Annotated in this window: 25 protein-coding genes and 1 tRNA gene; 12 read left to right on the top strand and 14 right to left on the bottom strand. The window is 62.4% G+C overall.

Features of this window, described 5'->3' with window-relative positions; all coding sequences use genetic code 11:
• The first annotated feature begins 121 nt into the window (after positions 1 to 121).
• Positions 122 to 448, top strand: coding sequence for a hypothetical protein (locus ACQY4T_RS05415; protein ID WP_428538680.1), 327 nt, complete (start codon positions 122 to 124; stop codon positions 446 to 448).
• Positions 428 to 502: transfer RNA gene (locus tag ACQY4T_RS05420), tRNA-Thr, on the top strand. The genes ACQY4T_RS05415 and ACQY4T_RS05420 overlap by 21 nt, the downstream gene beginning before the upstream one ends.
• A 473-nt stretch (positions 503 to 975) precedes the next feature.
• On the opposite strand, the gene ACQY4T_RS05425 is transcribed toward ACQY4T_RS05420, so the two are convergent.
• Both ACQY4T_RS05425 and ACQY4T_RS05430 read right to left on the bottom strand, forming a co-directional pair.
• On the bottom strand, positions 976 to 3,114 hold the full coding sequence (locus tag ACQY4T_RS05425) for an FAD-dependent oxidoreductase (protein ID WP_428538682.1): 2,139 nt from the start codon (positions 3,112 to 3,114) through the stop codon (positions 976 to 978).
• Entirely contained in the window at positions 3,115 to 3,768 is a 654-nt protein-coding gene (locus ACQY4T_RS05430; RefSeq protein WP_428538684.1) for a hypothetical protein, read from the bottom strand.
• A 677-nt stretch (positions 3,769 to 4,445) separates the two neighbouring features.
• Between ACQY4T_RS05430 and ACQY4T_RS05435 the strand changes: the two genes are divergently transcribed.
• The gene (locus ACQY4T_RS05435; protein ID WP_428538686.1) at positions 4,446 to 5,351 is read left to right on the top strand and encodes a LysR family transcriptional regulator; all 906 of its coding nucleotides are present in this window, start codon (positions 4,446 to 4,448) and stop codon (positions 5,349 to 5,351) included.
• Positions 5,352 to 5,439: 88 nt separating this feature from the next.
• Here ACQY4T_RS05435 and ACQY4T_RS05440 read toward each other — a convergent pair whose 3' ends face one another.
• Together ACQY4T_RS05440 and ACQY4T_RS05445 are read right to left on the bottom strand one after the other, a co-directional pair.
• Positions 5,440 to 6,039, bottom strand: coding sequence for an NADPH-dependent F420 reductase (locus ACQY4T_RS05440; RefSeq protein ID WP_428538688.1), 600 nt, complete (start codon positions 6,037 to 6,039; stop codon positions 5,440 to 5,442).
• Between the two features lie 73 nt (positions 6,040 to 6,112).
• On the bottom strand, positions 6,113 to 6,847 hold the full coding sequence (locus ACQY4T_RS05445) for an SDR family NAD(P)-dependent oxidoreductase (RefSeq protein ID WP_428538690.1): 735 nt from the start codon (positions 6,845 to 6,847) through the stop codon (positions 6,113 to 6,115).
• A gap of 84 nt (positions 6,848 to 6,931) precedes the next feature.
• On the opposite strand from ACQY4T_RS05445, the gene ACQY4T_RS05450 reads away from it, so the two are divergent.
• On the top strand, positions 6,932 to 7,300 hold the full coding sequence (locus ACQY4T_RS05450) for a winged helix-turn-helix transcriptional regulator (RefSeq protein WP_428538692.1): 369 nt from the start codon (positions 6,932 to 6,934) through the stop codon (positions 7,298 to 7,300).
• Here the strand turns inward: ACQY4T_RS05450 and ACQY4T_RS05455 are convergent, their stop codons facing one another.
• Both ACQY4T_RS05455 and ACQY4T_RS05460 read right to left on the bottom strand, forming a co-directional pair.
• Positions 7,301 to 8,650: an MFS transporter gene (locus ACQY4T_RS05455; RefSeq protein WP_428538694.1), complete on the bottom strand. Its 1,350-nt coding sequence runs from the start codon at positions 8,648 to 8,650 to the stop codon at positions 7,301 to 7,303.
• A 193-nt stretch (positions 8,651 to 8,843) separates the two neighbouring features.
• Entirely contained in the window at positions 8,844 to 9,836 is a 993-nt protein-coding gene (locus tag ACQY4T_RS05460) for an alpha/beta fold hydrolase (RefSeq protein WP_428538696.1), read from the bottom strand.
• A 144-nt stretch (positions 9,837 to 9,980) separates the two neighbouring features.
• On the opposite strand from ACQY4T_RS05460, the gene ACQY4T_RS05465 reads away from it, so the two are divergent.
• The 5 genes from ACQY4T_RS05465 (at position 9,981) to ACQY4T_RS05485 (ending at position 14,444) form a co-directional block, all read left to right on the top strand.
• Positions 9,981 to 10,931, top strand: a complete 951-nt coding sequence (locus ACQY4T_RS05465; RefSeq protein ID WP_428538698.1) for a LysR family transcriptional regulator — start codon at positions 9,981 to 9,983, stop codon at positions 10,929 to 10,931.
• 284 nt (positions 10,932 to 11,215) lie between these two features.
• Complete coding sequence (locus ACQY4T_RS05470) at positions 11,216 to 12,112, top strand: alpha/beta fold hydrolase (RefSeq protein ID WP_428538700.1); 897 nt, start codon at positions 11,216 to 11,218, stop codon at positions 12,110 to 12,112.
• Between the two features lie 98 nt (positions 12,113 to 12,210).
• Complete coding sequence (locus ACQY4T_RS05475; RefSeq protein WP_428538702.1) at positions 12,211 to 12,594, top strand: nuclear transport factor 2 family protein; 384 nt, start codon at positions 12,211 to 12,213, stop codon at positions 12,592 to 12,594.
• A 244-nt stretch (positions 12,595 to 12,838) separates the two neighbouring features.
• Complete coding sequence (locus ACQY4T_RS05480; RefSeq protein WP_428538704.1) at positions 12,839 to 13,477, top strand: FMN-dependent NADH-azoreductase; 639 nt, start codon at positions 12,839 to 12,841, stop codon at positions 13,475 to 13,477.
• A 19-nt stretch (positions 13,478 to 13,496) separates the two neighbouring features.
• Positions 13,497 to 14,444 (top strand): alpha/beta fold hydrolase, encoded by a 948-nt coding sequence (locus tag ACQY4T_RS05485; RefSeq protein ID WP_428538706.1) that lies wholly within the window; start codon positions 13,497 to 13,499, stop codon positions 14,442 to 14,444.
• A 221-nt stretch (positions 14,445 to 14,665) separates the two neighbouring features.
• Here ACQY4T_RS05485 and ACQY4T_RS05490 read toward each other — a convergent pair whose 3' ends face one another.
• From ACQY4T_RS05490 to ACQY4T_RS05505, 4 genes are all read right to left on the bottom strand, one after another.
• On the bottom strand, positions 14,666 to 15,064 hold the full coding sequence (locus tag ACQY4T_RS05490; RefSeq protein ID WP_428538708.1) for a PRC-barrel domain-containing protein: 399 nt from the start codon (positions 15,062 to 15,064) through the stop codon (positions 14,666 to 14,668).
• 126 nt (positions 15,065 to 15,190) lie between these two features.
• Entirely contained in the window at positions 15,191 to 15,571 is a 381-nt protein-coding gene (locus ACQY4T_RS05495) for a PRC-barrel domain-containing protein (RefSeq protein ID WP_428538710.1), read from the bottom strand.
• A gap of 136 nt (positions 15,572 to 15,707) precedes the next feature.
• On the bottom strand, positions 15,708 to 16,439 hold the full coding sequence (locus ACQY4T_RS05500) for a molybdopterin-dependent oxidoreductase (RefSeq protein ID WP_428538712.1): 732 nt from the start codon (positions 16,437 to 16,439) through the stop codon (positions 15,708 to 15,710).
• 56 nt (positions 16,440 to 16,495) lie between these two features.
• A complete protein-coding gene (locus tag ACQY4T_RS05505) occupies positions 16,496 to 17,155 on the bottom strand; it encodes a cytochrome b/b6 domain-containing protein (protein WP_428538714.1) in 660 nt (219 codons plus the stop codon).
• A 1,004-nt stretch (positions 17,156 to 18,159) separates the two neighbouring features.
• On the opposite strand from ACQY4T_RS05505, the gene ACQY4T_RS05510 reads away from it, so the two are divergent.
• On the top strand, positions 18,160 to 18,627 hold the full coding sequence (locus ACQY4T_RS05510; protein WP_428538716.1) for a DUF2721 domain-containing protein: 468 nt from the start codon (positions 18,160 to 18,162) through the stop codon (positions 18,625 to 18,627).
• A 21-nt stretch (positions 18,628 to 18,648) separates the two neighbouring features.
• On the opposite strand, the gene ACQY4T_RS05515 is transcribed toward ACQY4T_RS05510, so the two are convergent.
• From ACQY4T_RS05515 to ACQY4T_RS05525, 3 genes are read right to left on the bottom strand one after another with little or no spacing between them, the layout of a single operon-like run.
• Positions 18,649 to 20,481, bottom strand: a complete 1,833-nt coding sequence (locus tag ACQY4T_RS05515; protein WP_428538718.1) for a glycoside hydrolase family 15 protein — start codon at positions 20,479 to 20,481, stop codon at positions 18,649 to 18,651.
• On the bottom strand, positions 20,478 to 20,849 hold the full coding sequence (locus tag ACQY4T_RS05520; protein WP_428538719.1) for a hypothetical protein: 372 nt from the start codon (positions 20,847 to 20,849) through the stop codon (positions 20,478 to 20,480). The genes ACQY4T_RS05515 and ACQY4T_RS05520 overlap by 4 nt, the downstream gene beginning before the upstream one ends.
• 34 nt (positions 20,850 to 20,883) lie before the next feature.
• Positions 20,884 to 21,366, bottom strand: coding sequence for a hypothetical protein (locus ACQY4T_RS05525; protein WP_428538721.1), 483 nt, complete (start codon positions 21,364 to 21,366; stop codon positions 20,884 to 20,886).
• 148 nt (positions 21,367 to 21,514) lie between these two features.
• Here ACQY4T_RS05525 and ACQY4T_RS05530 point away from each other — a divergent pair, with 148 nt between their 5' ends.
• Together ACQY4T_RS05530 and ACQY4T_RS05535 are read left to right on the top strand one after the other, a co-directional pair.
• Positions 21,515 to 21,931: a hypothetical protein gene (locus ACQY4T_RS05530; protein WP_428538723.1), complete on the top strand. Its 417-nt coding sequence runs from the start codon at positions 21,515 to 21,517 to the stop codon at positions 21,929 to 21,931.
• A gap of 86 nt (positions 21,932 to 22,017) precedes the next feature.
• Complete coding sequence (locus tag ACQY4T_RS05535; protein ID WP_428538725.1) at positions 22,018 to 22,176, top strand: hypothetical protein; 159 nt, start codon at positions 22,018 to 22,020, stop codon at positions 22,174 to 22,176.
• 104 nt (positions 22,177 to 22,280) lie between these two features.
• Here ACQY4T_RS05535 and ACQY4T_RS05540 read toward each other — a convergent pair whose 3' ends face one another.
• Positions 22,281 to 23,843 carry an FAD-dependent oxidoreductase gene (locus ACQY4T_RS05540; protein WP_428538727.1) on the bottom strand — a complete coding sequence of 521 codons (1,563 nt, stop codon included), beginning with the start codon at positions 23,841 to 23,843 and terminating at the stop codon, positions 22,281 to 22,283.
• Between the last annotated feature and the right edge of the window lie 232 nt (positions 23,844 to 24,075).

Below are 24,075 nucleotides of genomic sequence, written 5' to 3' on the forward strand. Positions count from 1 at the left end.
CATGTCGCGGTCTAGACTCGCGAACTCTGGCGGTCGAACGGCACGTGGCGCTCCGGCGGGTAGTAGCCGTCGTCGAAAATGCGGCAGCACGGCTTTTGACAGACGTCTGCAGGTCCGCCGAGTGGATCACTGGCTCGCCGGTCGGGTCCGCGCCCGCGTGTTTCTCTGCATGCTGGGCTATAACCTCGAATGGCACATGCGCCGGCGCCTGGCGCAGATGCTGTTCGATGAAACCGACAAGGAGGCCGCCGAAGCGCAGCGTCGGAGCGTGGTGGCGCAGGCCCAACGCTCAAACGTCGCGCTCAGCGAGCAGACCACCGGTCAGACCTTGGACGGCCTGCCGGTGTACAGCTTCCGAGTTCGCCCAGCACACGGGCGGCCTACCAGTGTTCCCGCTGATGGTCAGATAGGCTATAGAAGCCACCGCGCCGGGTTAGCACAGCGGTAGTGCAGCGGTTTTGTAAACCGAAGGTCGGGGGTTCAAGTCCCTCACCCGGCACCAGTTTGAGGTATCGTCCCATAAAGATATTTTGGCGAAAAGAAGTTCGAATCCGTGGGCCTTTTCCAACAGGACATTGACCGGACAGCCGGCCAAATGGCTCGCGCTTAAATCCGGCCCTGTGGCGGCCGATGGGAGACACCGGGCTCGCGGAGCCCACCAGAGAAGCACATTGAGAATCGCGATCTGGCGTGTCCTGTAGGAACTGGCGTTGCAGGAGGCGTATGCTTCCAGCCTAACTCGACCGGCCGCGACGCCAATGCTGGGCATCAGTAACGCATCTCCACGGTGATGCTTGATGCCCGCTCGCCGTTCTCCTTAGCTCAGCTTGCCTCGCGAGTTTCGTGAGAGTCTCCCGTGCAAACGCCCAACGCAAGCAGCGTGAGAAGTTGGCTACAGCTAGACTATAATGTGTCAATTGAAACAGCCAGCTTGCGGCCGAAGTTAGCGACGGAGTGGCGCTGGCCGCACAGTGCTCAAGCGTCCGTCGTGTTCCCGGTAATGAGGCGGCTGCCGCGCCGGTAGGTGAGGTATGCCCAGAGCCAATTCAACACAACGGTCGTGCGGTTGCGTCCTCCGGCAAGGAGCAGGACATGGGCGAGGCCCCACAACCACCAGGCCGGCGCTCCCCATATCCGAAGCCGGCTCATTTCCACGACTGCGGCAAGGCGACCGATGGTCGCAAGGTTGCCGTAGTGGCGGTATTGGAAGGCGCGCGGTGCCGGATGCCCCTCGATGGCCGTGCGAATCACGTTGGCGGTGTGCCGACCTTGCTGTTTGGCGGCCGGGGCCAGCCCGGGGACTCCCGCACCTGCCCACGCGCTCGAGGCGGCCGTGTCGCCAATTGCGAAAACGCCCGGGCAGCCTGCAGCGGCAAGATTGTCGTCGACGACGACGCGGCCGGATTTATCTCCCGCCTGCCCGAGCCACTTCGCGGCCGGCGAAGCCGCCACACCGGCGGCCCAAAACGTTGTCCGAGCGGCGATGCGGCCCCCGTCTATCTCCACGCCATCGTGGTCGATATGGGTCACTTTGGCGCCCGTGCGGACTTCCACACCGAGCTCTCGCAACGACCATTCGGCTCGATCCGAGAGAACAGGCGAGAAGGTCGGCAAGACCCGTGGAGCGGACTGAACCAGGATTACCCGTGCTGTTCCCGGGTCAATCGCCCGGTATTCCTGGTTGAGCCCCCTACGGGCGAGTTCAGCCAGTGCACCAGCCAACTCGACGCCAGTCGGTCCGCCGCCCACGACCACAAAGGTCAGCCACGCCTCGCGTTTAGCCGCATCTCCCTCCGCTTCCGCCCGTTCGAAAGCCAGCAACATCCGGCTGCGCATTGCTGTCGCATCCTCGATGCTCTTGAGCCCCGGGGCATGTGACGACCACTCATCCCGGCCGAAATAGCTATGTTGGGCGCCGGTCGCGAGGATGAGGTAATCGAACGGAATGCGCTCCGAGTGCAGGATGACCTCACGGGCGTTTTGATCCACGCCGACCACCTCGCCCAGGCGAACAGTCACGTTCCTCTGGTCTCGCAGGACGCTGCGGATCGGTAGTGCGATATCAGCCGGCGATAAGGCCGCGGTCGCCACCTGATAGAGCAGGGGCTGGAACAGATAATGATTGCGCCGGTCGACGAGCGTGATCCGGCAGGCTGCCCACCGCAGCCCACGCACTGCGGCGATCCCGCCGAAACCGCCTCCCACGACCACGACGTGCGGGACGGACTCAGCCGTACGGTCCCGCATTCGCAGACGGGTAGAGGCCCAGCAGGCTGCTGCGCCATCGACCGACAGCCACCCCGCCCCTTTCGCCGCAAGCAGCAACAGTAGCAGTGCGACCTCGAATTGATCGGGTGTTCCACTGGAAAGGACAATTGGAGGTGTCAGTCCCCACAGGATCAGCGTCACCGGCCGCGTTGCCACGCCGACCAAAAGTGCCCAACAGAGCATGAGGGTCCACCACGGCGCGGTGACCAATTCGCCGGTGAAGGGCACCTGCCACATGGCGAAACCGGTCCCTCCGGCAAATGCCAGCGACAGATAGAGGCGTGTTGCAAACGGCAGCGCGAGATCGCCAAAGCGATCACTCCAGGCGTAAAGCCGGCCTATGGCTCTCACCGTCCAGATCGGTACCCGCGCGAGGCCGCTTCGCAACAGGTAATCGAGGGACAACGGTCCCGCGCCGCCGATCACCAACCAGACCAGCAGAAGAGCCTGAGGACCGGCCATACGCGTTCCGGACAGGTCCTGACCGACGCCAAAGACGAGAAGCAGCGCCACCGGGCGGGTCGCCAGGCCAGTCGCAAGCAGAAGCGGGGCTATGCTCCGGATCAGCGTGGCCCCCACCGACGGCGTCTCCGCGAACCCCTCGGCGCGCATCATCATCATGATCTGGTGGACGAATATCGCTTGGCTGAGCCAAATCCGTGCCGCCAGGAGAAGGCCGGCTTGGGCGATCCCGCCGGCGGTTCCCGTCAAGCGCCCAATCGCTGCGCACCCCTCCAGCACCGCCTGAGCGTGTTCGACACCAAACTGCGAGGCCGCCCAGACCGCAGCCCCGCGTGCGGCCCCGAACTCCTCGGGGCCGGCGGGATGGGGTTGATCGCCGGTCATCTAGGAGGCGAAAGCGAACGCGCGTGCCACCAACCCATCGTAGGGAAGACCAGGTATCAGGCGCTTGGCCAGCAGGTTGTCGAGACCCAGGCTGCGGCCGGCTTGGGACACCGCGAACATGCCGTCGGTGCAGATGATGCCGACATAGGTCCATGGCCACTCAGTCGGGTCGTTGTAGAGGCCAATCAGCAGGTTGAGAGTGAACAACACGCCCACTACACCGGCCAAGCGCACGGCTATGCCCAGCATCAGCGACACGGCGAGAGCAGTTTCCAGCAGGAAGACCAGTGGCTGAACGACAGCAATATGGTCCAGAAATACTTGCATGATCGCTGCATGGGCCTGGAAAGAGCTATATTTTTCCGAGTTCTCCAGCCAGAATTTGAACCCTGCTGATACCGGCAGTGGTAGCTTCCATAGCGTGCCGAGGTACCACATGCCGGCGCTGACCAGTCGCATGGCATAGATGCTCAGATGCGTGCCGGTCCGCTGGGTAGAATCCAGACGCCAGTTCGTATAGGCGATCGCGAGGCTTCCGATCAGAAGTATCCAATAGAGCGCGACCTCGAACCAGCGGAATCCACCAAGACTGAGTTGATCGGGGATGTTGCCGCCCAGGACCTGGAAAAAAGTGTGAATCGGATTGTCGTGCATGATGGTCACCTCATCAGGTTCGCGAGCGTGTTGCCGGATGTTCGTGGATTATCGAGAGCCGGTTTGCCACCCGAACGGAGACCCTAGGAAGGCGGTCTGTCGCTACGTCCGCCGAGTGGTTGCATATTCGGGGGCGTAACGTGCGTTGATGGCTGGCTGTTGCGATCGGAAGTTATTGTCCTGCGTATCCAAGACGAGATTGAGTAAGATCACCAATACCGTCTCTGCATGGCGTCGATAGCTAACGGATCGTTCACGCCGATCGACCCGATGAATGCCGTGGCTCGGTTTCGGCCGGAAGGGTGTCTATCTGGTAGGCGGGCGCTCTCTCGTGGGACAATGATCCCGCGTCAGCCTTTCAAGGCCGTGCTTATGATCGCGCCTGCCGGTTTGGTCGGAAGTCTCGGGATCAAGGTCCAATCGGGATGCTCATCGACAATGATCTCGATCCCCTGCCGGCGGCGCTCTTGCTAACTTCGGGTTTTGTGCCAAGACGGTCGGACGGTGGCTGTGTGCAGCAGGTGCTAACCATCTCTTAATACCGAGCCGGACGACGATGCGTGCTAACCCGCACCTGAAGGTTGAATGATTCCCGGCGGCGAAGACGAACAGAGACCGCGATGATTGTCGTCAGTCTCGGCCGACCGACCAGTTGATGACGTATTGGAGAAGCCGCCATGGAATTGCAGGAGATCCGATATTTCCTCGCGTTGGGCAGAACACTCAATTTCACCAAAGCAGCCGAGGAGTGCCACGTAAGTCAGCCCGCCCTGACCCGCGCCATCCAGAAGATGGAGGATGAACTGGGCGGCTTGCTTTTCTCGCGGGAGCGAAGCAACACGCATATGACCGACCTCGGCCGGTTGATAGAGCCGCATCTTGTCGAGGTGATGACGCGCACCGGGGAGGTCAAGCGAACGGCGGAACGCTTCCTCAAACTCGACGAGGCAAATCTAGCGGTCGGCGTCATGTGCACGATCGCGCCGGTACAATTCGTCCGCTTTCTGGACCGCTTCAGGATGGATAATCCGGGCGTCGAGATTACGCTACTTGAGGCCGTTCCGGACCGGCTCTGCGACTTGCTTGAGACAGGCGCTGTTGATGTAGCGCTGATGGCTCGTCCGGGTGACTTTCCAACGCAATTGCATACTACAAAGCTCTATTCGGAGCGGTTCGTCATAGCCTGCTCGGCGGGTCACAGGTTTGCCCTGCAGGACAGCGTGCGCGTTCCGGAGCTTGACGGCGAAGTATACCTTTCGAGGATCAACTGTGAATTTTACGACGTGCTTGACGAGATGTGCCAAAAGCATGGCGCCAATCTGGTCAAGGCGTACAGCAGCGAACGCGAGGACTGGATCCTGACGATGGTTGCCGCCGGGATGGGCATTTGTTTTCTGCCCGAATACGCCGCCACGTTTCCGGGCGTTATCGGTTGTCCGGTCGCGTCGCCTTCGGTCGAGCGAAATGTCTGCCTGGTCACCGTTTCCGGCCGTCGCTGGTCGGCACCGGTCGCGGCGTTCACGCGCGCGGTCCAGAATTACCCATGGCCGGCCGCGTCAGGCGTACATGCTGATGCCGCTTAGGGTGTGTTGGAAATCAACTGCGCCTTCACGTTGGCTTTGCGTCATCGTTAACGTCAAACATAGTGATGGCTCCAAGCCCCCCCTGTGTCTAGTCGAACTTGACCAAGTCCTTAAAGATCAGTTGACCCCAGCTATTTCCGCGCGCCTGCACAAGCAGTCCACCTTCAGAAAGCCCGCCAAGTTTGATCGGCGAGAAACCGAGATCTTCCGCAAGCGCACCAATCTCCGCTGCGGCGCCGTCATCGTCGCTCGCCAGGAACACGACTCTCCTGCCACCATTTACGGCCGGATCTTGGTCAAGGACGGCAGCACCCAAATGGTTGAAGCCCCTAACCAGTCTTGCACCAGTGAAGGCCTGCGCGACGACCTTGGAAGAAGGCTGACCTCCGAGTTCCTCAGGTGACACGCCGTAGGCATTGGTCACATCGACGATGGTCTTGCCCTGCCAGGTGGGCAGCGCCTTCGCGACATCCGGGTGCGACTCGAAATGGACAGCCAAGAAGACGATGTCCGCCTTGACGGCTTCCGCCAGCTTTTTGGGGATAATCGTAGGTCCGATCGCGGCCGCAGCGGATGCAAAGCTTTCCGGATCGCGAGTGGTTGCAACGGATACTTCGATGCCGCCGCGGGCAAACGCCTTGGCAAGAGCCTGGCCGATCTTGCCGAAGCCGATAATTGCGTAGCTCATAATATTCTCCTTCGGTTTACCACGCCCTACGGGCTCCGAATATCGAATGGAGTGACCGGCCGGGCGTAGCGCGTCAGATTTGCGCCAGGCCGCCGTCAACGGCGACTTCGCTGGCGGTCATGAAGCTGCTGTCCGGCGACGCGAGAAAGGCGGCCACCGCTCCGAGCTCCGCCGGATCGGCCATGCGCTTGAGCGGATTCATCGAGGCGAAGGCCTTCATGCCCTCCTCGCCTAGCGCTTCCTTCGCGAGTTCGGTTGCAGTCGGCCCGGGCGACAGCACGTTTACCCGGATGCCGGTGCCCTTCAGGTCCTCCGCCCAGGTCCGCGCGAGGTTGCGCACTGCCGCCTTGCTCGCGCTGTAGGCGCTGAATGCCGGGGCGCCCGTGGTGCCGGCGCTCGATCCGGTCAGGATGATCGAACCGCCCTGGCCCATCAGCGGCAGCGCCTTCTGGACCGTGAAGATCGAACCCTTCACATTGGTGTCGAAGATTTCGTCAATGTGCTCGGCGGTGATCTTGCCGAGCGGAAGCTGGGTTCCGGCCCCGGCATTGGCGAAGACGATGTCGAGGGTTCCGCGCTCGGCCTTCACCGCCGCGTAGAGTCGGTCGAGGTCGGCCAGATCGGAGACCGAGCCCTTCACCGCGCGGGCATTGGGCCCGAGGTCGGCCACAGCGGCGTCGAGCGCTTCCTGCCGGCGGCCGAAGATGAAGACGAAGGCGCCCTCCTCGATGAAGCGCTTTGCCGCGGCGCGGCCGATGCCGGTAGCGCCACCGGTGATTACAGCGGTCTTTCCATTCAGTCTGGTCATGTCGTGCGTCCTTCGTTGGAGTTGCACGAAAACTGGAGAGTGCTTACTTGGGGACAAGTATGCACCTTTTGGTAAGTATGAAAAATGACTGACTGTTCTCAAAACTGCGGTGGCCGCTTCTCCCACGGGCTCGCCGCCACGCTCCACGTCATCTCGGGCAAGTGGAAACCGCAAGTCCTGTACTTCCTGCTCGACGGTCTGAAGCGCTACGGCGAGCTCAAGCGCACGATCCAGGGCGTCAGCGACAAGGTGCTAATCCAGCAATTGAAGGAACTGGAGGCCCATTGCGTGCTGGCGCGGACCGACTACCAGGAGGTGCCGCCGCGTGTGGACTACGCACTGACCCCGCTCGGTCACAGCCTGGCTGACGCGATCGTCCCGCTGTGCACATGGGGAACCGAGAACATGGCGGAAATGACAAGCATCTTCGCCAAGCACGACGGTTTGCCCTAGTCACACGAGATCGGCCGGCGCCGTCGCGGCAACGCGGTGCTGCCACGCTATCCTGGCGGCGAGAGCCGACGCACCAGCGAGCGCGATTGCGGCAGCAACGGCAGCCCAACGCGCTCCTGTCGCGGTTGCCGGTCCCCCGATCAGGGTGCCCAGCAATGCGACACCGATAACGCCCCCGGTCTGCCGGGCGCCGTTGAGGATGCCGGAGGCCAGGCCACTGCGCTCGCGCCCGACCGAGTCCAGGACGGACAGGTTCATTGAAGGCACCGTGATGCCCGCACCCATGCCGATGAAACAGAGGGGAATCGCGATCGCGACCAAGTCACGATCAAATCCCACGACCGCCAGTGCGATCGCACCCAATGCCGAGGCCGCATGGCCCCAGATCTGTGGTCCGAAAGGATTCGATTTATGCAGGAATTTCGCGCCCACCCTGGTTCCGGTCGCGAGGGCCAGAGTCATGGGAAGGAACAGCAAACCCGCCCCGACCGGGGTCATGCCGCGCAGTTCCTGAAATGCAAGGCTCAGCGCAAAAATGAGGCCATAGATTCCGACGTTATGCAGAAGCCCCACCAGCGCCACGGATCCCAAGGCAGGTCGGAACAGCAGGTCGAGTGGCAGCATCGGGTTGGCGTGTCGTGATTCGACCGCGAGGAAAGCGGCACCAAGCAGGATAACGCCAACGCCCGAGGCGATCATGGAAGGTGAGAAAGCATGCGACCGGCCCGCGCTGATCATCCAGTACGTCAGCGTCGCGAGGGTCGCCACCGCCAAGAGCTGGCCAATCGGATCCAACTCGCGCTGCATCTGACGAGAGCCGGAGGCAACGTGCCGTCGGGCAAGCCAAACTCCCATCAGTCCAACGGGAACGTTCACAAGAAATATGCTTCGCCAGTCGAGGTATTGCACCAGAACGCCACCGATCAGCGGTCCCAGGGCAACGCCCAAGGCGCCGGCGCTCGACCATGCTGACACAGCAATCTTTCTGCGATCCGGATCTTTCACCGTATGATTTAGGCTTGCCAGCGAATTCGGCAGCAGCATGGCGGCGCCGATGCCCTGTACCGCCCGAGCGCACTGCAAGCTTGCCATTTCGGGCGCCAGCCCGGACGCGGCCGAAGCGGCGCAGAAGATGAGCAAGCCGACGGAGAACATGCGCTTGGCGCCGTAGCGGTCGCCCAACACACCCGCGTTCAACAACAAGCTGGCGAAGACCAGCGCATATCCGTCGACGAGCCATTGCAGGGTGGTGAGGTCGGCATGAAAAACGTCTCTGATCCGGGGAAGGGCAAGGTTCACGATCGACGTATCCAGAACGATCATGAAGAACGCCGCGCTGGTACTGACCATGGCCGCAAATTCGGAGCGATTCGCGCTCTTCAAACTGGCTGACACTGTGCTTCTTTTCCAGTAACGAAAGCGGCTTCATTGCCGAAACGGCCGTCAGGCACTCAGCTTGTTGGCGAGGCAGTATTCACGGTTTCGACGTCGCCAATGTCGTGAGGTCGTGCTCGATGCAAGCACGCGTAAGCAGGCCGCGCCGTCATCCGGGATGCTTGGCCATGAAGTCCAGGATCAGGCTTGCGATTTCGTCGGTCTTCTCGTCCAGCGCAAAGTGTCCCGCGTCGAGCAGATGGATCTGGGCATTGGGAAGGTCACTTCTGAATGCCTCCGCACCCGCGGCAATGAAAGAGGGATCGTTGCGGCCCCACACGACCAGTGTGGGCGGCTTGTGCTCATGCAACCAGGCCTGCCACTTGGGATAGGAAGCAACGTTGGTTCGGTAATCGTACAGCAGGTCCGACTGGATTTCTCGCTGCCCCGGCTGCGACAGATGAGCGTACTCGTCGGTCCAAGTATCCGGGTCGTAGCGATCAGGGTGCGACGTGCCGGCGATATGACGCTGTTCGGTTGCCTTGAAGGAAAGGAACGCATCGACGACCTCCGGATGCGCTTTCGGATCGGCCCAGTATTCGGCAATCTTGGCCCAGTTGGCGCCGAGGCCAGCCTTGTAGACGTTGCCGTTCTGGAAGATGAGGGCGTGCAGCCGCTCGGGGTGCGCCAGAATGATGCGGAATCCTACCGGCGCACCGTAATCATGAAGATAAAGAGTGTAATCCTTGATCTTCAGAGTTCCCAGAAGATCGTCGATCGTCTTTGCGAGATGATCGAAAGTGTACGTATAAACCGCCGGTGCCGGCGAGTCGCTCTGACCGAAGCCCGGATAGTCGGGTGCGATCACATGATAGCGGGTGGCGAGCAGGGGAATGAGCGTGTCGAACTCGCGGGAGGAGGACGGGAAACCGTGCAGCAGCACGATCGTCGGGGCGTCCTTTGGCCCCGCCTCTCGATAGAAGATTCCCACCCCGTCCACATCCGCGCGGTGATAGGTGGTCGTAGCGTTCGTCGAGGCGAGAGATGCGGCCCGCGCCGTGCCCGCGAACAGGACCGCTGCGAAGACGTACTTCAACAGATGGGTCATTCGAAGAGCCCCTTGTTTGAGGGGGGCGGTCCGGTAGTAGGTGCGGGTGGTCATCAAGCGGGCTCCCGTGGCGTTGAGGACGCGTCGGCCGGTTAAACGAGGCGCCTTCGGTTTTCCGATTGTCGTTTTTGGGGCTTCCCATGATTAACGGACAGCCGCTAAGTTTGAGAGGAGACCTCTCAGGTCACGGAAGGCCCTTTGGACCGTCTTGACGCCATGTCGGTACTGCTCGCTGCTGTTGAGAGCGGCAGTCTGTCGAAGGCGAGCCGGAGTCTCCGGCTTCCGCTAGCTACGGTCAGCCGCAAGGTAGCGGAGTTGGAGGCGCACCTGAACGCCACCTTGCTGATCCGGTCAGCAAAGGGACTGGAACTGACACCGGCGGGGCGCTCCTACGTTACCGCCGCGAAGGCGATCCTGGAGCGGTTGACCGAGGCGGAACGCGCCGCCGCCGGCGAATACACCGAACCCAAGGGAGACCTGGCGGTCACGGCACCGATCATGTTTGGCCGGATGCATGTGCTGCCCGTGGTGGCGCGCTTTCTTTCCGCCTTTCCCGACGTGGCGGTCGAACTAGTGTTGACCGATCGGGTCACGCATTTCTTGGATGACCAAGTGGATGTGGCGCTCCGCATTGGCGCGTTACCGGATAGCAGACTGATCGCGACCCGCTTGGGGTCGATCCGGCGGGTGGTTTGCGCAAATCCGGACTATTTGGCGACGAACGGCGTCCCCACGACGCCCGACGACCTGGCGCGGCACAGCGTGATTTCCTTTGAGGGCGTCTCCTCGCCCACAATCTGGACCTTCGAGTGCAACGGAGTCGCGATGACCGCGTCTTTTCGGTCTCGTCTCAGCGTCAATACGATCGATGCAGCGATCGATGCCGGACTGTGCGGAGTGGGTCTCATCCGGGTGAACTCGTATCAGGCCGTTGACTACGTGCGCAGCGGCCGGCTGGCGGTCGTTCTCGAGGACTTCGCGCCCGCGTCACGGCCCGTGCATCTCGTCTACGACAAGCAAAGCCGGCTGCCGCTGAAGCTGCGCGCGTTCGTCGATTTCGTGGTCCCGCAGCTGCGCGAACGATGTCTCCACGTATCCATCCCGCGAGGCTTTCGATTACCCACATTTGGTGATGGTCTGATCGTTTAATGCTTGTACGGCTCGAATCCGTCGTGATTCGTTGTTGGGCATCCGACGCCGGGCGGAGGGCGTGCGACCTTGGTATGAACCGCCCCGGGTTTGCCGGAGGCTGGTTTGGTTGAGTTCTACGCGGCGATCGGCAAGACCTCGAGCTCTGCGTCATAGGCGGCTTCGGCCTCAGCGGGTGGAATGTTGCCGATGGGCGCGAGGGCCTCTCGCTGACCGGAAGGTTGCTTCCCGAACTTCGCCGCTGCCCGCCAGCCGCCGAAAGGGGGACAACGATCTCACCAACAATGGCGGCCGAAGCCGCAAACCTAGGAGATTGCGTGGTGACCGTTCGCTTCAACACCGCCGACGTCGACGGCCTCAAGCTGTTCTACCGCTCGGCCGGCGACCCCGGCGCCCCCGTGGTCCTGCTACTGCACGGCTTCCCCAGCGCCAGCCACATGTTCCGCGACCTGATCCCGGAGCTGGCCAGCCGCTACCAAGTCGTCGCCCCGGATTTGCCCGGGTTCGGCATGACCGAACAGCCCAGCCGCGAGACCTTCAGCTACACCTTCGAAAACTTAGCCGAGGTGGTCGGCCGCTTCACCGAAGTGCTCGGCTTGAACAAATTCGCGCTCTATGTCTTCGACTACGGCGCCCCAATCGGCTTCCGCCTCGCGGTCAAACATCCCGAGCGTATTTCGGCCATCGTCTCGCAGAACGGCAACACCTACCTCGAAGGAGTGTCCGAAGCCTTCGCCCCGGTGCAGGCCTACTGGAACGACCCCAGCCAAGCCAACCGCGACGCCCTGCGCGGCTTCCTGGCCCCGCAGACCACGCTGTTTCAGTACATACACGGCGTGAGCAACCCGGACCTGGAGTCGCCGGACGGTCGCAACCTTGACGACTTCTACCTGGCGCGGCCGGGCAATGATGAAATCCAGCTCGACTTGCTGGGCGACTACAAGACCAACGTGGCGATGTACGGCGATATTCAAGCTTACCTGCGCGACCGCCGCCCGCCCGTCCTGGCTATCTGGGGCAAGAACGACCCGTTCTTCATCCCACCGGGCGCGGAGGCGTTCAAGCGAGACGTGCCGTCCGCCGAGGTCCGCTTCGTCGACAGCGGCCACTTCGCCCTGGAGACCCACGCCAAGGAAATCGGCGCGGTCATGCGCGAGTTCCTCGCCAAGCACATCGGCTGACCGAATCGTCCGAGAGCGCTGGGCGCGCATGCCCGGCGCTGTTCGACACCTCGCGGCGCCGCTCGCACGGCCCACCCTAAAGCCGAAGGACACCGACCATGACCACCACCGACATCGTCCGCAGCTTCTACGACAAGCTGGGCGCCGGCGACGCGTTCGGGGCCCTTGGCCTGATGGCGCGCGACATCGAATGGATCACCATGTGGCACTACAAGATCGACGGACGCGGTCCGGAAGCCGTCGCCGAAGGCCTGTTCAAGCCGCTGACCGCGGAGTGGTCGAGCTTCGCCCTGGTGCCCACGGAGTTCATCACCGAAGGCGACACCGTCGTGTCGCTGGGCGACTTCACCGGGGTGCACGGCGCCACCGGCAAGTCCTCCGAGGCGCGCTACGCCCACGTGTGGACGATCAAGGACGGCAAGATCACCCGCTTCCGTCAGTACATCGACACCCTCGCCATCGCCCGAGCTCGCGTGGCGTGAAGCCACCCTTTCGGCCGGGCGCGGCCCTGAGCGTGCGCCCGACCGGAGGCCCCCCCTCTCGCAGCAACCCTCATTGTCAAAGATCGACGTCCATGAGCAGCCCCCCGTTTCCGCCCTTCACCGAAGAGACCGCGATCCAGAAGGTCCGAGCCGCCCGGGGCTGAGCGACTTGCGCCTGTGATCTCCAACCTCAATCGGACTTGGCCCGGGGGAGTCCCCGCGCCGCCGTCGAAGGATTTTAACCATGACAAAGCTCCTGTTCATCCAAGCCTCCCCGCGCGGCGCTCAAGCAAAATCCACGCAGGTCGCTGAGGCCTATCTCGAGGCTTTGCAGACCGCGACGCCAGCCCTGGAGGTTGATGTCCTCAATCTGTGGGAGACGGAGCTTCCTGTCTTCGACGGCGACAAGGTGGCCGCCAAGGTAACCGTAATGCTCGGGCAAGAGCATGATGCCGATCAGAAGACGGCGTGGGATCAGGTGGTCGAAACGGCGACGCGCTTCATCGCCGCGGACCGCTACCTCCTCGCGGCGCCGATGTGGAACGCCGGCATTCCGTACCGCCTCAAGCACTACATCGACGTCATCCACCAACCTGGCCTGCTGTGGGGCCTCAAGCCCGACACCGGCTACTTCGGGCTGCTGGAGAACAAGCACGCGACCCTGGTGCTCACCGCCGGCGCCTATGCGCAGAGCTTTCCATCGCCGGCATTCGGCGTGGACCACCAGTCCACCTACCTGCGCGCCTGGCTGAACCAGGCCGGCGTCACCGCCATCGACGAGGTTCGCTTCCAGCCGACCCTGCTGACCCAAGACCCCGACGGCGACTTCCAGCGCGCGAAGCAGGCGGCCGTCGAGCTCGCCACGGCGCACGGTCGCGCCTGACATCTGAGGGAGCCAGAGCATGAAAACTCGTCATCTCGGAGCCGCTCTCACCGGCGCTGCCGTCCTCGCCGGCGCCGGGGCGGCCACGGCAGAGCCGATCCCGTCGACCACAGCCACCACGACCTACCATCGAACCCAAGTCAATGGGGTTCGCATCTTCTATCGCGAGGCCGGGCGCAAAGACGCGCCGACGATCGTGCTGCTGCACGGCTTCCCATCGTCCTCGCGGGAATTCGACACGCTCATCCCGCTGCTGGCCACGCGCTACCATCTGATCGTTCCGGATTTCCCCGGGTTCGGTCAAAGCGAGGCGCCGCCGCCGTCAGAATATCGCTATACCTTCGACCACATCGCCGAGACCATGAACGACCTCCTGGCTCAGCTGAAGGTCGAATCGTACACGCTCTACATCCACGATTATGGTGCGCCGGCCGGCATGCGCATGATCCTGGCTCATCCGGGTCGGCTGCATGCCCTCATCACTCAGAACGGCAACATCTACCAAGAGGGTCTCGGTCCGAAGTGGAGCAAGATCGCCCAGTATTGGGCTGACCCGAAGGCGCACCCGGAAGTCGTGGATGCTTTCCTCTCGTACGAGGCGACTGAGCAGAGACACACCCACGGCACGTCGCATCCCGAGCGTTATAACCCGGACACGTGGACCGACGAGTTCGCCCACCTGTCAAAGCCAGGTCAGCGCGAAATCCAGACGGCGCTCCTCTACGACTACAGGACCAACGTTGCGTCATATCCGAAGTGGCAGGCCTGGTTGCGCGAGCACCGTCCGGTCACGCTGGTCGCCTGGGGCGCCAACGATCCGTCCTTTATCGCCGCGGGCGCAACGGCCTTCCAGCGTGACCTGCCGGACGCCGAGATCCATCTGGTCGATGCGGGCCATTTCGCACTGGACGAGAAGACTGACGAAATCGCTAGCCTGATCCTGGCGTTTCTCGCGAAGCATCGCTGAGGGCGATCGGCCGCGGCTAGAGCGTCGCGGCCGTCACCCGCTCGCGCAGGCGAGGGACAACGAAAACCACGAAGGCGCGAAGCTACGCTGGCGCGAAGCCGCACCGATTGTTTGCAAAGGTCGACGCACGATAGGCACGGCGACTGCCAAATCTCTGCTTCAAATCAGATGCTTACGCCACATCCGCCAGAGCGTCCCTGCCATGCGCTGAATAAGATGGGTTAGCCGCCGCCGCCTTCCAGGGGCGAGCCATAGCTAAACCGTTTCATTTCCGCCATGTGCTCTTTGGTCCCTTGCGGCATTTCCATTCTGTCGGAACCAAATTCTATACTGCTAAGCGGTACCGCTACCAATTTATCTTGTTTCCCCAAATACTGTCCCACCGCCAGTATTGCCCGAGGTTTGCCAACCTTCGGATCGACCAGAACGTCGTCGATCGTACCGATTTCCTCTCCTGTAGCATTATAAACAGGTGCGTGCAGCAACTTACTGGTACGTAACGTGTGGTCTGCCATGACAGCAGCTTTTGCCGATGACATCGACGCGGCTTGAGCAAAAATGGGGGCACCTGTCCCAACGGACATAACTAAAAGTGCGGCACCAATGGTCAGTGGTTTCATATCATATTTCCCTCTGCGGATACCAACCCTGATCAAACAATATGGCGACGCTGCTTGCTGGAAAAGCTATTGGTTGGATAGCCGTTCGGCATGGCGTCCGAGACCAAACTCGCGCCCGGACTGCTATCAGTGCGATGGTTTGGCGAGACCAACCTTAATCAGGCGGTTCGGATCGATCGTGGTGTCGCCGTTACTGGGGGCGAAGGTCGGGAAGCCGCTGAGTTGGTCCGGTGTATAGGCGACCACCTCCATGTCCTGCCCCACTAAAACCATCGCATCGATCGGAACGGCAATCGGCCGGCTGCCAAACCCGAAGAAGCCGCCAAACTGGATCACGGCAAAGATCAAGCCCTTGCCGTCCTGCATCACCCCCACGACCCGGCCAATGCGGGTCTGGCTCTCGACGGGTTGAAGCACCTGGCGATTGAACAGATCTCCTACCCGGACCGGCTGCGGAAACCGCATCGCGGCAGAGGCTGCCAAGCTCATGCCGAGCGGCGGCGGCATGCCTCCGGGGGTCCTGCTCTGTGCCTGCGCGGCAACGCCCGGAGCTGCCAGACAGACGGCTATACAAAGCACTGCCTTCATGCTGGCTCGCGGCATGATACGGGGCTTGTCGACGCCTGCGTTTCGTTCAGGCATCTCAGATGCCGGCGAACCACGGGAAGCCGCGCTTTTCCCAGTATCCGCCGGGATAGGTGTTTGTCACCTCGATGGCGGTGATCCATTTCGGGTTCTTGTAACCGAGTTTGGTCGATGTCCGCAGCCGTAACGGGTAGCCAAACGGGTCGGCCAGCGGCGAGCCGGCGTAACCGGTTGCAAGCAATGTCTGTGGATGCAGTGCCGTTGCCATGTCGATGCTGCTCGGGTAATCGTCGGCGGTCTGGAAGGCGACATACTTGGCGCTCAGATCCGCGCCGACGCGCTCCAGGAAGCTGCGGAGCGTAACGCCGGACCATTGGCCGATATAGCTCCAGCCTTCCACGCAGATGTGCTTGATGATCTCACTTTGCTGAGGCAACGCGGCCAGGTCGCTCACCGTCCAAGGCCGCTTGCTGGCAACAAGGCCAGTGACCTCCAGCTTCCACGTGGCGCCGTCGACAGGCTTGACGTCAACCACGTCGTAATAGGCATTGAACTTCGGCGGCTTCAGCACCATCGAAGCCGGGTAAGTGGGCGCCAGCTTGTTCGGATCGAACAGCCAAGCCTGCAGGCCGTCGTTCAGCCGGGAGATGGCCAGCAGCGCGGCCTCGACGGATTCGGGCCGCTGCACGTCACAGCCCGTGAGCATCGTGAGCATGCCCAGCGATAATCCGCCACGGAGCAGCCCGCGCCGCTCAAGCGAGCGGATGAGCGGCTGGTGGGTATCGAGCATGTCGGTCAGGCTCGTAGCGCCGGCCGGGCGAAAGGGAGATCTCATGTGCAACGGGCCTAGGTATGACGATCGGGTTGTCCGGGTGATCTTGCGATCCTGGGGCCGCCCGTCACCATCGCTAGCAATGTCTGCGGGATAAGCAACGCTAATACGACGTGGACGATCAGGAAGCCGAAGATGATTGTCATGCCGGCGAAGTGGATCACACGCGCTGTCTGAAAGCCGCCCAACAAAGCGACCAGGCCAGAGAACTGGATCGGCTTCCAGATCGCTACTCCCGTAACGACTTGTGCGATCCCCGCCAGGATCACGATGATATAGAGCAGCTTCTGGACCGCGTTGTAGACAGTCAGGTCCTCGTGCGCGAGTTTGAAGTGGAGCGTGTCTCGGATGGTTGCCCACACTTCAGCAATGCGGATCGGCAGCATCCGTTCGCGCAGGCGACCGGTGATGCTGCCGTAGACGAGATAGGCCAGGCCGTTGAGCACGCTCAGCCACATGCCGGCAAAATGCCAGTTCAGGCTCCAAGCCGCCCAGTCCCCAAGCCGCAAGTAGTCAGGGAAGTGCAAGCCTCTGATAATGACGTCGTCATTGTAGATTCCCCAGCCGGACGTGATCATCACGATCATCGCCACTGCGTTGATCCAGTGCATGATGCGCACGGCGAGCGGGTGCAGGCGGCGGCCGCTGCCGGCGGGTCGGGTCGCGACGATCATGCGATCTGCCATTCCGCGACGCAATCGGTCACCGCGCTGCCACTGCCGGCGAACTGGCCCTGTTTGATTCGTAGAGAATAGGTTCACGAGCACTGCTCGCAGCGGTCTGGCCGGGTCCGGATATCGGCTTCCGGAGGACTGCCGTGGTCGGGGAAAGTAACCTCAACATTCGCATCTCTTCGTGGCTGGGGCGTCCGGCGGTGAACAACCGGGGTTGGAGCCGGCGCCGCCCTGAGTAGCGCCTGCCGTACTAAGGAAGCAAACGGACCAATGACGCCAATGCATTCGATGCATCATTGCGATAACCCTGCTCTCGATGCCGGCCAGGAATGGCCCGCGCGCGACTGGCGGTTTGTCTGTCGCGTGGCAAGCGCCGTCAACAAGTAACTGGCGAAAACGGCCGCCGATCTCTCCGATCGGGCTTAATGGGTTGAGGAGGCAAACAGCAGTGATGCTGCGGTCCGCGTCGCATGCTTCTGGATAACGTCGCGGCCCGGGATCATTCGCCGGGCAGTCCTGGGCCGAAACTGGTCTGCGGGTTCCATTCGCACTGAGTGTCGCCCTCGGCACCCTTGAGCGGAGTTCGCGCTTCCGTGCTTACGGATAAAACTACAATCAAGGAGACGATGCGCAAACGGATAAAACTACAATCATAGAGACGATGCGCAATAGGCATTGGCTCGTGCCTGGAAATTCGCCGTCTTTGGGGAGTGATATAAGGAGTTTTACATGCAACGAACATTTGGCCGAAGAGTAGTTGCCAAATGGACGGGCGTGCCTGTGCTGATCGGATTAAACGATCGTCACCACATACGGCCCGGCTGCCCGGTCGCGACATGCCGAAGATCCAAGGCCCGGTTCCACGCGTCATGCAACGTGAACCTCGCAGCGGACACCGACTCTGTGATCTCCCGCGCTCACACCGGACTGTCGAGACATGACAGCCCCTTCAGGCTTCAAGGCCCGACGGATCATCCTTTGCGCCTTACAATCTCCGCCCACCGATGACTGACCCCACCGGAGATGTCGCGCACCTGATCCAGACGGCGCTGACGCCGGTGTTCCTGCTGTCCGGCATTGGCATACTGCTTGGGTTGTTCAACACGCGTCTGGCCCGCGTTTCGGACGACATGGCGCACGCGGCCACCCTGCTGACGGGCGATGTCAGCCCAGCGGATGACACCAATCTGCGCCGACATCTCGTTCGTCTTGAACATCGGAGGTGGCTGTTGGACGCCTCGATCGTGGTCGGCGGCATCGGCGGTGCTTCGACGTGCGCCGCCGCCTTCGTCCTGTTCCTGGGCAGCGTGGGCAAATCGGCGGTCACCGGCTGGTTGATCGGGCTGTTTGCCGTCGCCTTGGGTTGCACGGTCATTTCGCTTGTCGTGTTTCTTGGCGACAGCGTGTTGGCGTGGCGCGGGCTGCGCCAGGAAGGGCTGCTGCCCCGATCGATCAATAACATGGCGAAATGAGCGTGGGTGCGACGGTTTGCGCTATCGCGTTGATCCGTCAGCGAGGTGCTCGGCGACGCCGCCTGGCTGGCCAGTCAAAGTATGCGCGGTGTTGACCAGCGCGAAGTGGCTGAACGCCTGCGGAAAATTCCCAAGCTGCCGACCGGCGGCCGGGTCGTATTCCTCCGCGAAGAGGCCGAGGTCATTGCCATAAGTCAGCAGCCGCTCGAACAGCGCTCGCGCGTCGTCGATGCGGCCGGCAAGCACCCAGGCGTCGCACAGCCAGAAACTGCACGCCAGGAAGGCGCCTTCGTGACCGGGGAGACCATCGGCATCGTCGCGGTCCGTCCGGTAGCGATAGACGACGCCGTCCTCCAGCAGCTCTCGTTCGATCCGCGCAATCGTGCCCAGCACGCGCGGGTCATTGGCGGGCAGGAAACCCAGCATCGGGATCTGCAGCAGTGCCGCATCGACCCGATCGGCGCCGTAATACTGAACGAAGCTATTGGTCGCCTCGTCATACCCTTTTTCGCAGACGTCGGCATGGATCTCGTCGCGGGCGCGTCGCCATTCCTCGACCGGGCCATCGAGGCCGAACTCAGTCGCACTTGCCACCATCCGATCAAAGGCGAACCAGCACATGACCTTCGAATAGACGAAGTGACGAGGCTGCCCACGCACTTCCCAAAGGCCCGAATCCGGCTCATGCCAGACCGTCAGCAGGTTTTTCGCGATGGCGCGCTGGAGCGGCCACACTTTGTCCATGTCGGGCAGGCCGGCGCGCCGCCCGGCGTCGAACGCGCCCAGCACGGCGCCGTACACATCGAGCTGGCGTTGGCCGTGCGCGGCGTTGCCGACGCGAACGGGGCGGCTTTGTTCATATCCCGGCAGATGATCGAGTTCGACCTCTGTCAGCCGGCGTTCGCCGTGCAGGCCGTACATTATCTGCAGCTCGTCGGGTGCCCCGGCGGCGGCTCGCATCAGCCACCAGCGCCATGCGCTCGCCTCGTCGTGGAACCCCGAACCGGTGAGGGCGTAGATCGTCAGCACGGCGTCGCGCAGCCAGCAAAAGCGATAATCCCAGTTGCGAACACCGCCGGGCATCTCGGGCAACGAGGTGGTTGGTGCCGCCACGATGCCCCCGGTCGGGCGGTAGGTCAGAGCCTTGAGGGTGATCAGCGAGCGTCGCACGACCTCGGCATGAGGGCCCTTATAGGTGCAGCTTCGAGCCCACTGCTCCCATTCCGAGATCGTGCGCTGCAGCAGCGCGTAGGGATCACGCGGAAGCGGCGGGCTTTGGTGCGATGGAAACCATTCCAGCATTGTGGCGACGGTCTGCCCCGAGGCGATGTCGAAGCGGGCCCGGGTGGAAAAATCGACGTTGTCGAGATCGATGCTGCTGCTCAGTCGCACTGCGTCCGGCCCCGCGGTCGCGACAATCATCCCCTCTTCCCGCACCACCCAAGGCGCCCAGGCGCCGTAATTGAAACGCAGGCGCAGATCCATGGCGATTTTGACCCGACCGGCGATGCCACGAACGATGCGGACCAGCTCGTGCGTGCCACCGACGGCAGGACGCGGCATGAAATCGAGCACCAGGGCCTTGCCGTCGTCGGTCTCGATCGTTGTTTCAAGCACCATTGTCTCGGGCAGATAGCGCCGGGAGACCCGGGCGCTTGAATCCGGCGTGCTAAGTTGCCAGGCGCCATGGCTGCGATCGCCGAGCAGTGCCGCGAAAATCGCCTCGGAATCGAAGCGCGGCACGCAGAGCCATTCAATGGTGCCGTCGCGGTGAATCAAGGCCGCGCCCTCGGTTGATCCGATCAGCGCGTAATCCTCGATCGGGCGGACCGATCCCATCCGCGCGGCGCTCATCTCTGCCTCCTCTCGGCGGCAAGCCGATGCCAGGTGCGGCCGTCGCGTTCCAGCAGCGTTTCGGCAGCGTTGGGGCCAAAGCTGCCAGGCTGGTATTGATCGGGCTTGCCGCCTTTCGCCCAAAGATCGAGAAAAGGCTGCACTGCGGCCCAGCTCGCCTCGATCCCGTCAGCCCGCTGAAATGGCATCCGGTCGCCGATGAACAGGTCGTAAAGCAGTGACTCGTAACCAACCTGACGGGCGATGTCGAGGCTTACCGGCACGGTGGCCACCCGGGGACCCGGCCGACGAGTGAGGTCGCCCGTGGCGCCAAAGATGACAATGGTGACGGGTGGCGCCGCCTGGACGGAACAGTCGGAAGAGGCCATGGGGTATCTCATGATTGTTTCGAGGATTGATGCTTCAGAGGCCGGTTCGGCATCTTGGGTTGACGACGGGCGTCCGCCGATTGCCGCAGCAGGTGGAAGTGGCCGTCGGGGTCAAGTAACAGCGCGTCGCGATCGGCGGCCCAGACAATCCGGGTGGCGGCAATGTCATTTGGCGCCGACAGCTCCGCTGGACCCCCTTGGATGTATGGTAGGCCAGCAGCTTGAGGTGCGGCGGTGCTTCCCGGGGCATAAGCGGCACGACGCCGACCTCCGCTTCCTCGAGCCCGTCGAGAGCGGCCCGCGCCAGGCCAGCGCTCAGCATAGGCGTTCGCGCGGTCAATCCCAGCGCCTCGTAGAAGCGGCGGCCAGCCCCGGCATCGGCGACGCCGATCGCACTATGATCGATGCCGAGCAAACCTGTCCCTTGCCAGAAACTGCGGGGTTCTTGCGGAACTTGCAGTAATTCCAGCGGATGGCCGTCCGGATCGCGGAACTTCATGACGGTGAAGTCACCCAAGGAGGTGCTCAGCGTCACTGGACCGATAATGGAGATTGGCCTGTCGTCGCGTGCCGAGACCCACGCCCACCGAACCCTTGGCCGTTTGTCGCCGCGCTCTCCCCGAGCGGTGGGAAGGGCGCTATGGTGAGCTTTCTGGAGAGAGCGAATGAGCGAGAACCACGGGCCGGATTTGTCGGCGATGTTCGAGATGTTGTCCGCAATGAACGCATCGAACGAGCGACAGGCAGCTGTGTTGGAACAACAACAGACCCTCTTGGTTGAGGTTAAACAGCTCGCCTTTGATCTGAAGGCTGTTTTGCAAGAAGAAGTTGCGAGCGTGCGTGTGGACTTGATGGCGCGTATGGACCGGCTGCAGGACACTGCGACCCGGCAGCGTGACGATATCACGCTTTTGCTCGACCTCGCGATGGGCAATAAAAACCGGGCTGAGCTGAGCTTGACCGAGGCCCGGGCAGCGGTCGATATGCAAGGCAGCAACTCCTCGGCGCTGATTGCTCTGCAACGCAAGGTTATGGATCTCGAAGCGCAGGTGCGCGAACTGCGTGAGGGCAAACCGCTTTGAAAGAGAGCAGAAGCCAACGAGATGTTGGGAAACGAGCCGATGATTGTGCCCAAGTTACCCCCGCGTTCGTCCGTGACCAGCGCGAGATGTTGGAAGCAGAGGTCGACGGCGGTGGCGTTGTTTGGGTAAGGCCGGCCCGGCCGATCGAAACGGTCGAGGTCGATGTGCTGACCGCCGATGCGGAGTGGCAGGCGGGTGCCGCCGCCATCGAGTCCGAGCAGCGCCATCTCGTCCGGCGGAATTAGTTGGGGCTTGCCGATCGCGAAGCCCATGCCTGCGTAGAAGCGGGCGAGCCGCACCGGGTCGGTGGTGGTCAGCCGGAAGGCGGTGATGGCGGTCACCCTGGCGATCATAGCCGCTCGCGGATCCGGTCGGCGACACGCAAGGCATTGGCAACGATGGTGAGGGTTGGATTCACCGCCCCGATCGAGGGGAAGAAGCTTGCGTCGGCGAGATAGAGGTTGTCCACCGCGTGCGCGCGGCAGTCGAGGTTGAGCACCGAAGTGGCGGGATCGGTGCCGAAGCGTGCGGTGCCCGCCTGGTGCGCGGTGCCGCTTAGCGGAATGTTCTTGCCGAGGTAGAGCGTGCGGTCCAACAGCACATGTGGATGACGGGCCTCGGTCAACGCCTGGGCAAGTTTGCGCCTCAGGTGCATGAGTGCCTGCGGGTTGGTCTCGGTGAGGTCGAGATGCACCTTCCCATCCCGGTAGTAGATCCTGTTATCGGGGTGGGGCAGGTCCTCGGCCTGCAGCCAGAAATCCATCGAGTGGCGCGCGATCTGCTCGAATGGCATGTCCGGCAGCCACTCCAGCCAATGCGGCCGGGCCTCGCCGCGGATCTGATCGGCATGGCTTGTCGCGCACATCTGCACCAGGCCGAGCGGGTAGTCCCAATCGTCCGCGCCGAAGTAGAAATCGCTGAACGCCAGCGTCTTCTGGAACACGGTGTCGTTCGGTTCGCGCATGATCGCGGCGACGACACTCATGTGGTGGCGCATGTAGTTACGGCCAAGTTGGCCAGATGCATTGGCGAGCCCGCTCGGGTGCGCGTCGTTGGCTGATCGCAGCAGTAGCAGTGCGGAAGAGAGCGCGCCGCATGCCACCACCACGATGTCGGCCGAGAAGGTTTCCTCGCCACCGTCGCGGGTGACCTGGACGGATCGGACTCGGCGGCCGGAGGCGTCGGTTTCCAGGCGGGAAACATAGGCGCCGGTCAGCAGGGTGACGTTGTCGTGGGCAGCCAGCATCGGATCGATGCAGGCCACTTGCGCGTCGGCCTTGCCGTTCATCGGACAGGGAAACCCGTCGAAGTAGCTGCACCGGATGCAGGGGCTGGTTGGCGTTACCCGGCCGTTGTTCTCATCGAGCAGGATGCCGAGCGGTAGGTGGAAGGGATGTAGGCCGATGCCGCGCAGGTTCTCGTCCAATCGCGCGATGCTGGGTTCGTGACTGACAGGTGCGTGGGGATAACGACTGCTTGCCCAGGGCTCGCAGGGGTCCTCGCCGCGCTGGCCGTGGACGTGGAACAGCCGTTCGGCCTCGGTGTAATAGGGCTCGAACACGTCATAACCGAGCGGCCAGGCTGGCGAGATGCCGCCGGCATGAACCACCTCGCCGAAGTCGCGCTCGCGCAGGCGAAATAGGGCAGCGCCATAGACCTTGGAATTGCCGCCGACATAATAATGCAGCGCCGGGTTGAAGCTGTCGCCTTTGGCATTGGTCCAGGTTTCCCTAGCTTGATAAAGGCCATCAACGAAGACGTCCTGTGCGCTCCAGTTTCGCTCCGAGCGCGGCAGGTATTCGCCGCGCTCGAGCATCAGGATGCGCTTGCCGGTCGGCGCAAGACGATGGGCGAGCGAAGCGCCGCCCGGACCACTGCCGATAACAACAAGATCGTAGTGATCTGAGGGCACTTATGACATCCTTTGCTTGGGCCGGAGCTGGTGGCTTTCGTTGGCGCCCGATTAGCAGCAGAGAACCAACCTCATCGCTAATGCATTTGGGTTATGGTTCTGATAGTGTCGGCAATCGGCATCGCTGGGTTAGTCGGCCAGGTGTCGCTCCATCCCTTCGAGGTCACCGCAGGTCCAACATGACAGCGCCATCGCTGCGGTCATCAAAAGCATGCCGCAAGGCTATTAGGGG

The sequence above is a fragment of the Rhodopila sp. genome (assembly GCF_965277825.1).
Taxonomy (GTDB): Bacteria; Pseudomonadota; Alphaproteobacteria; order Acetobacterales; family Acetobacteraceae; genus Rhodopila.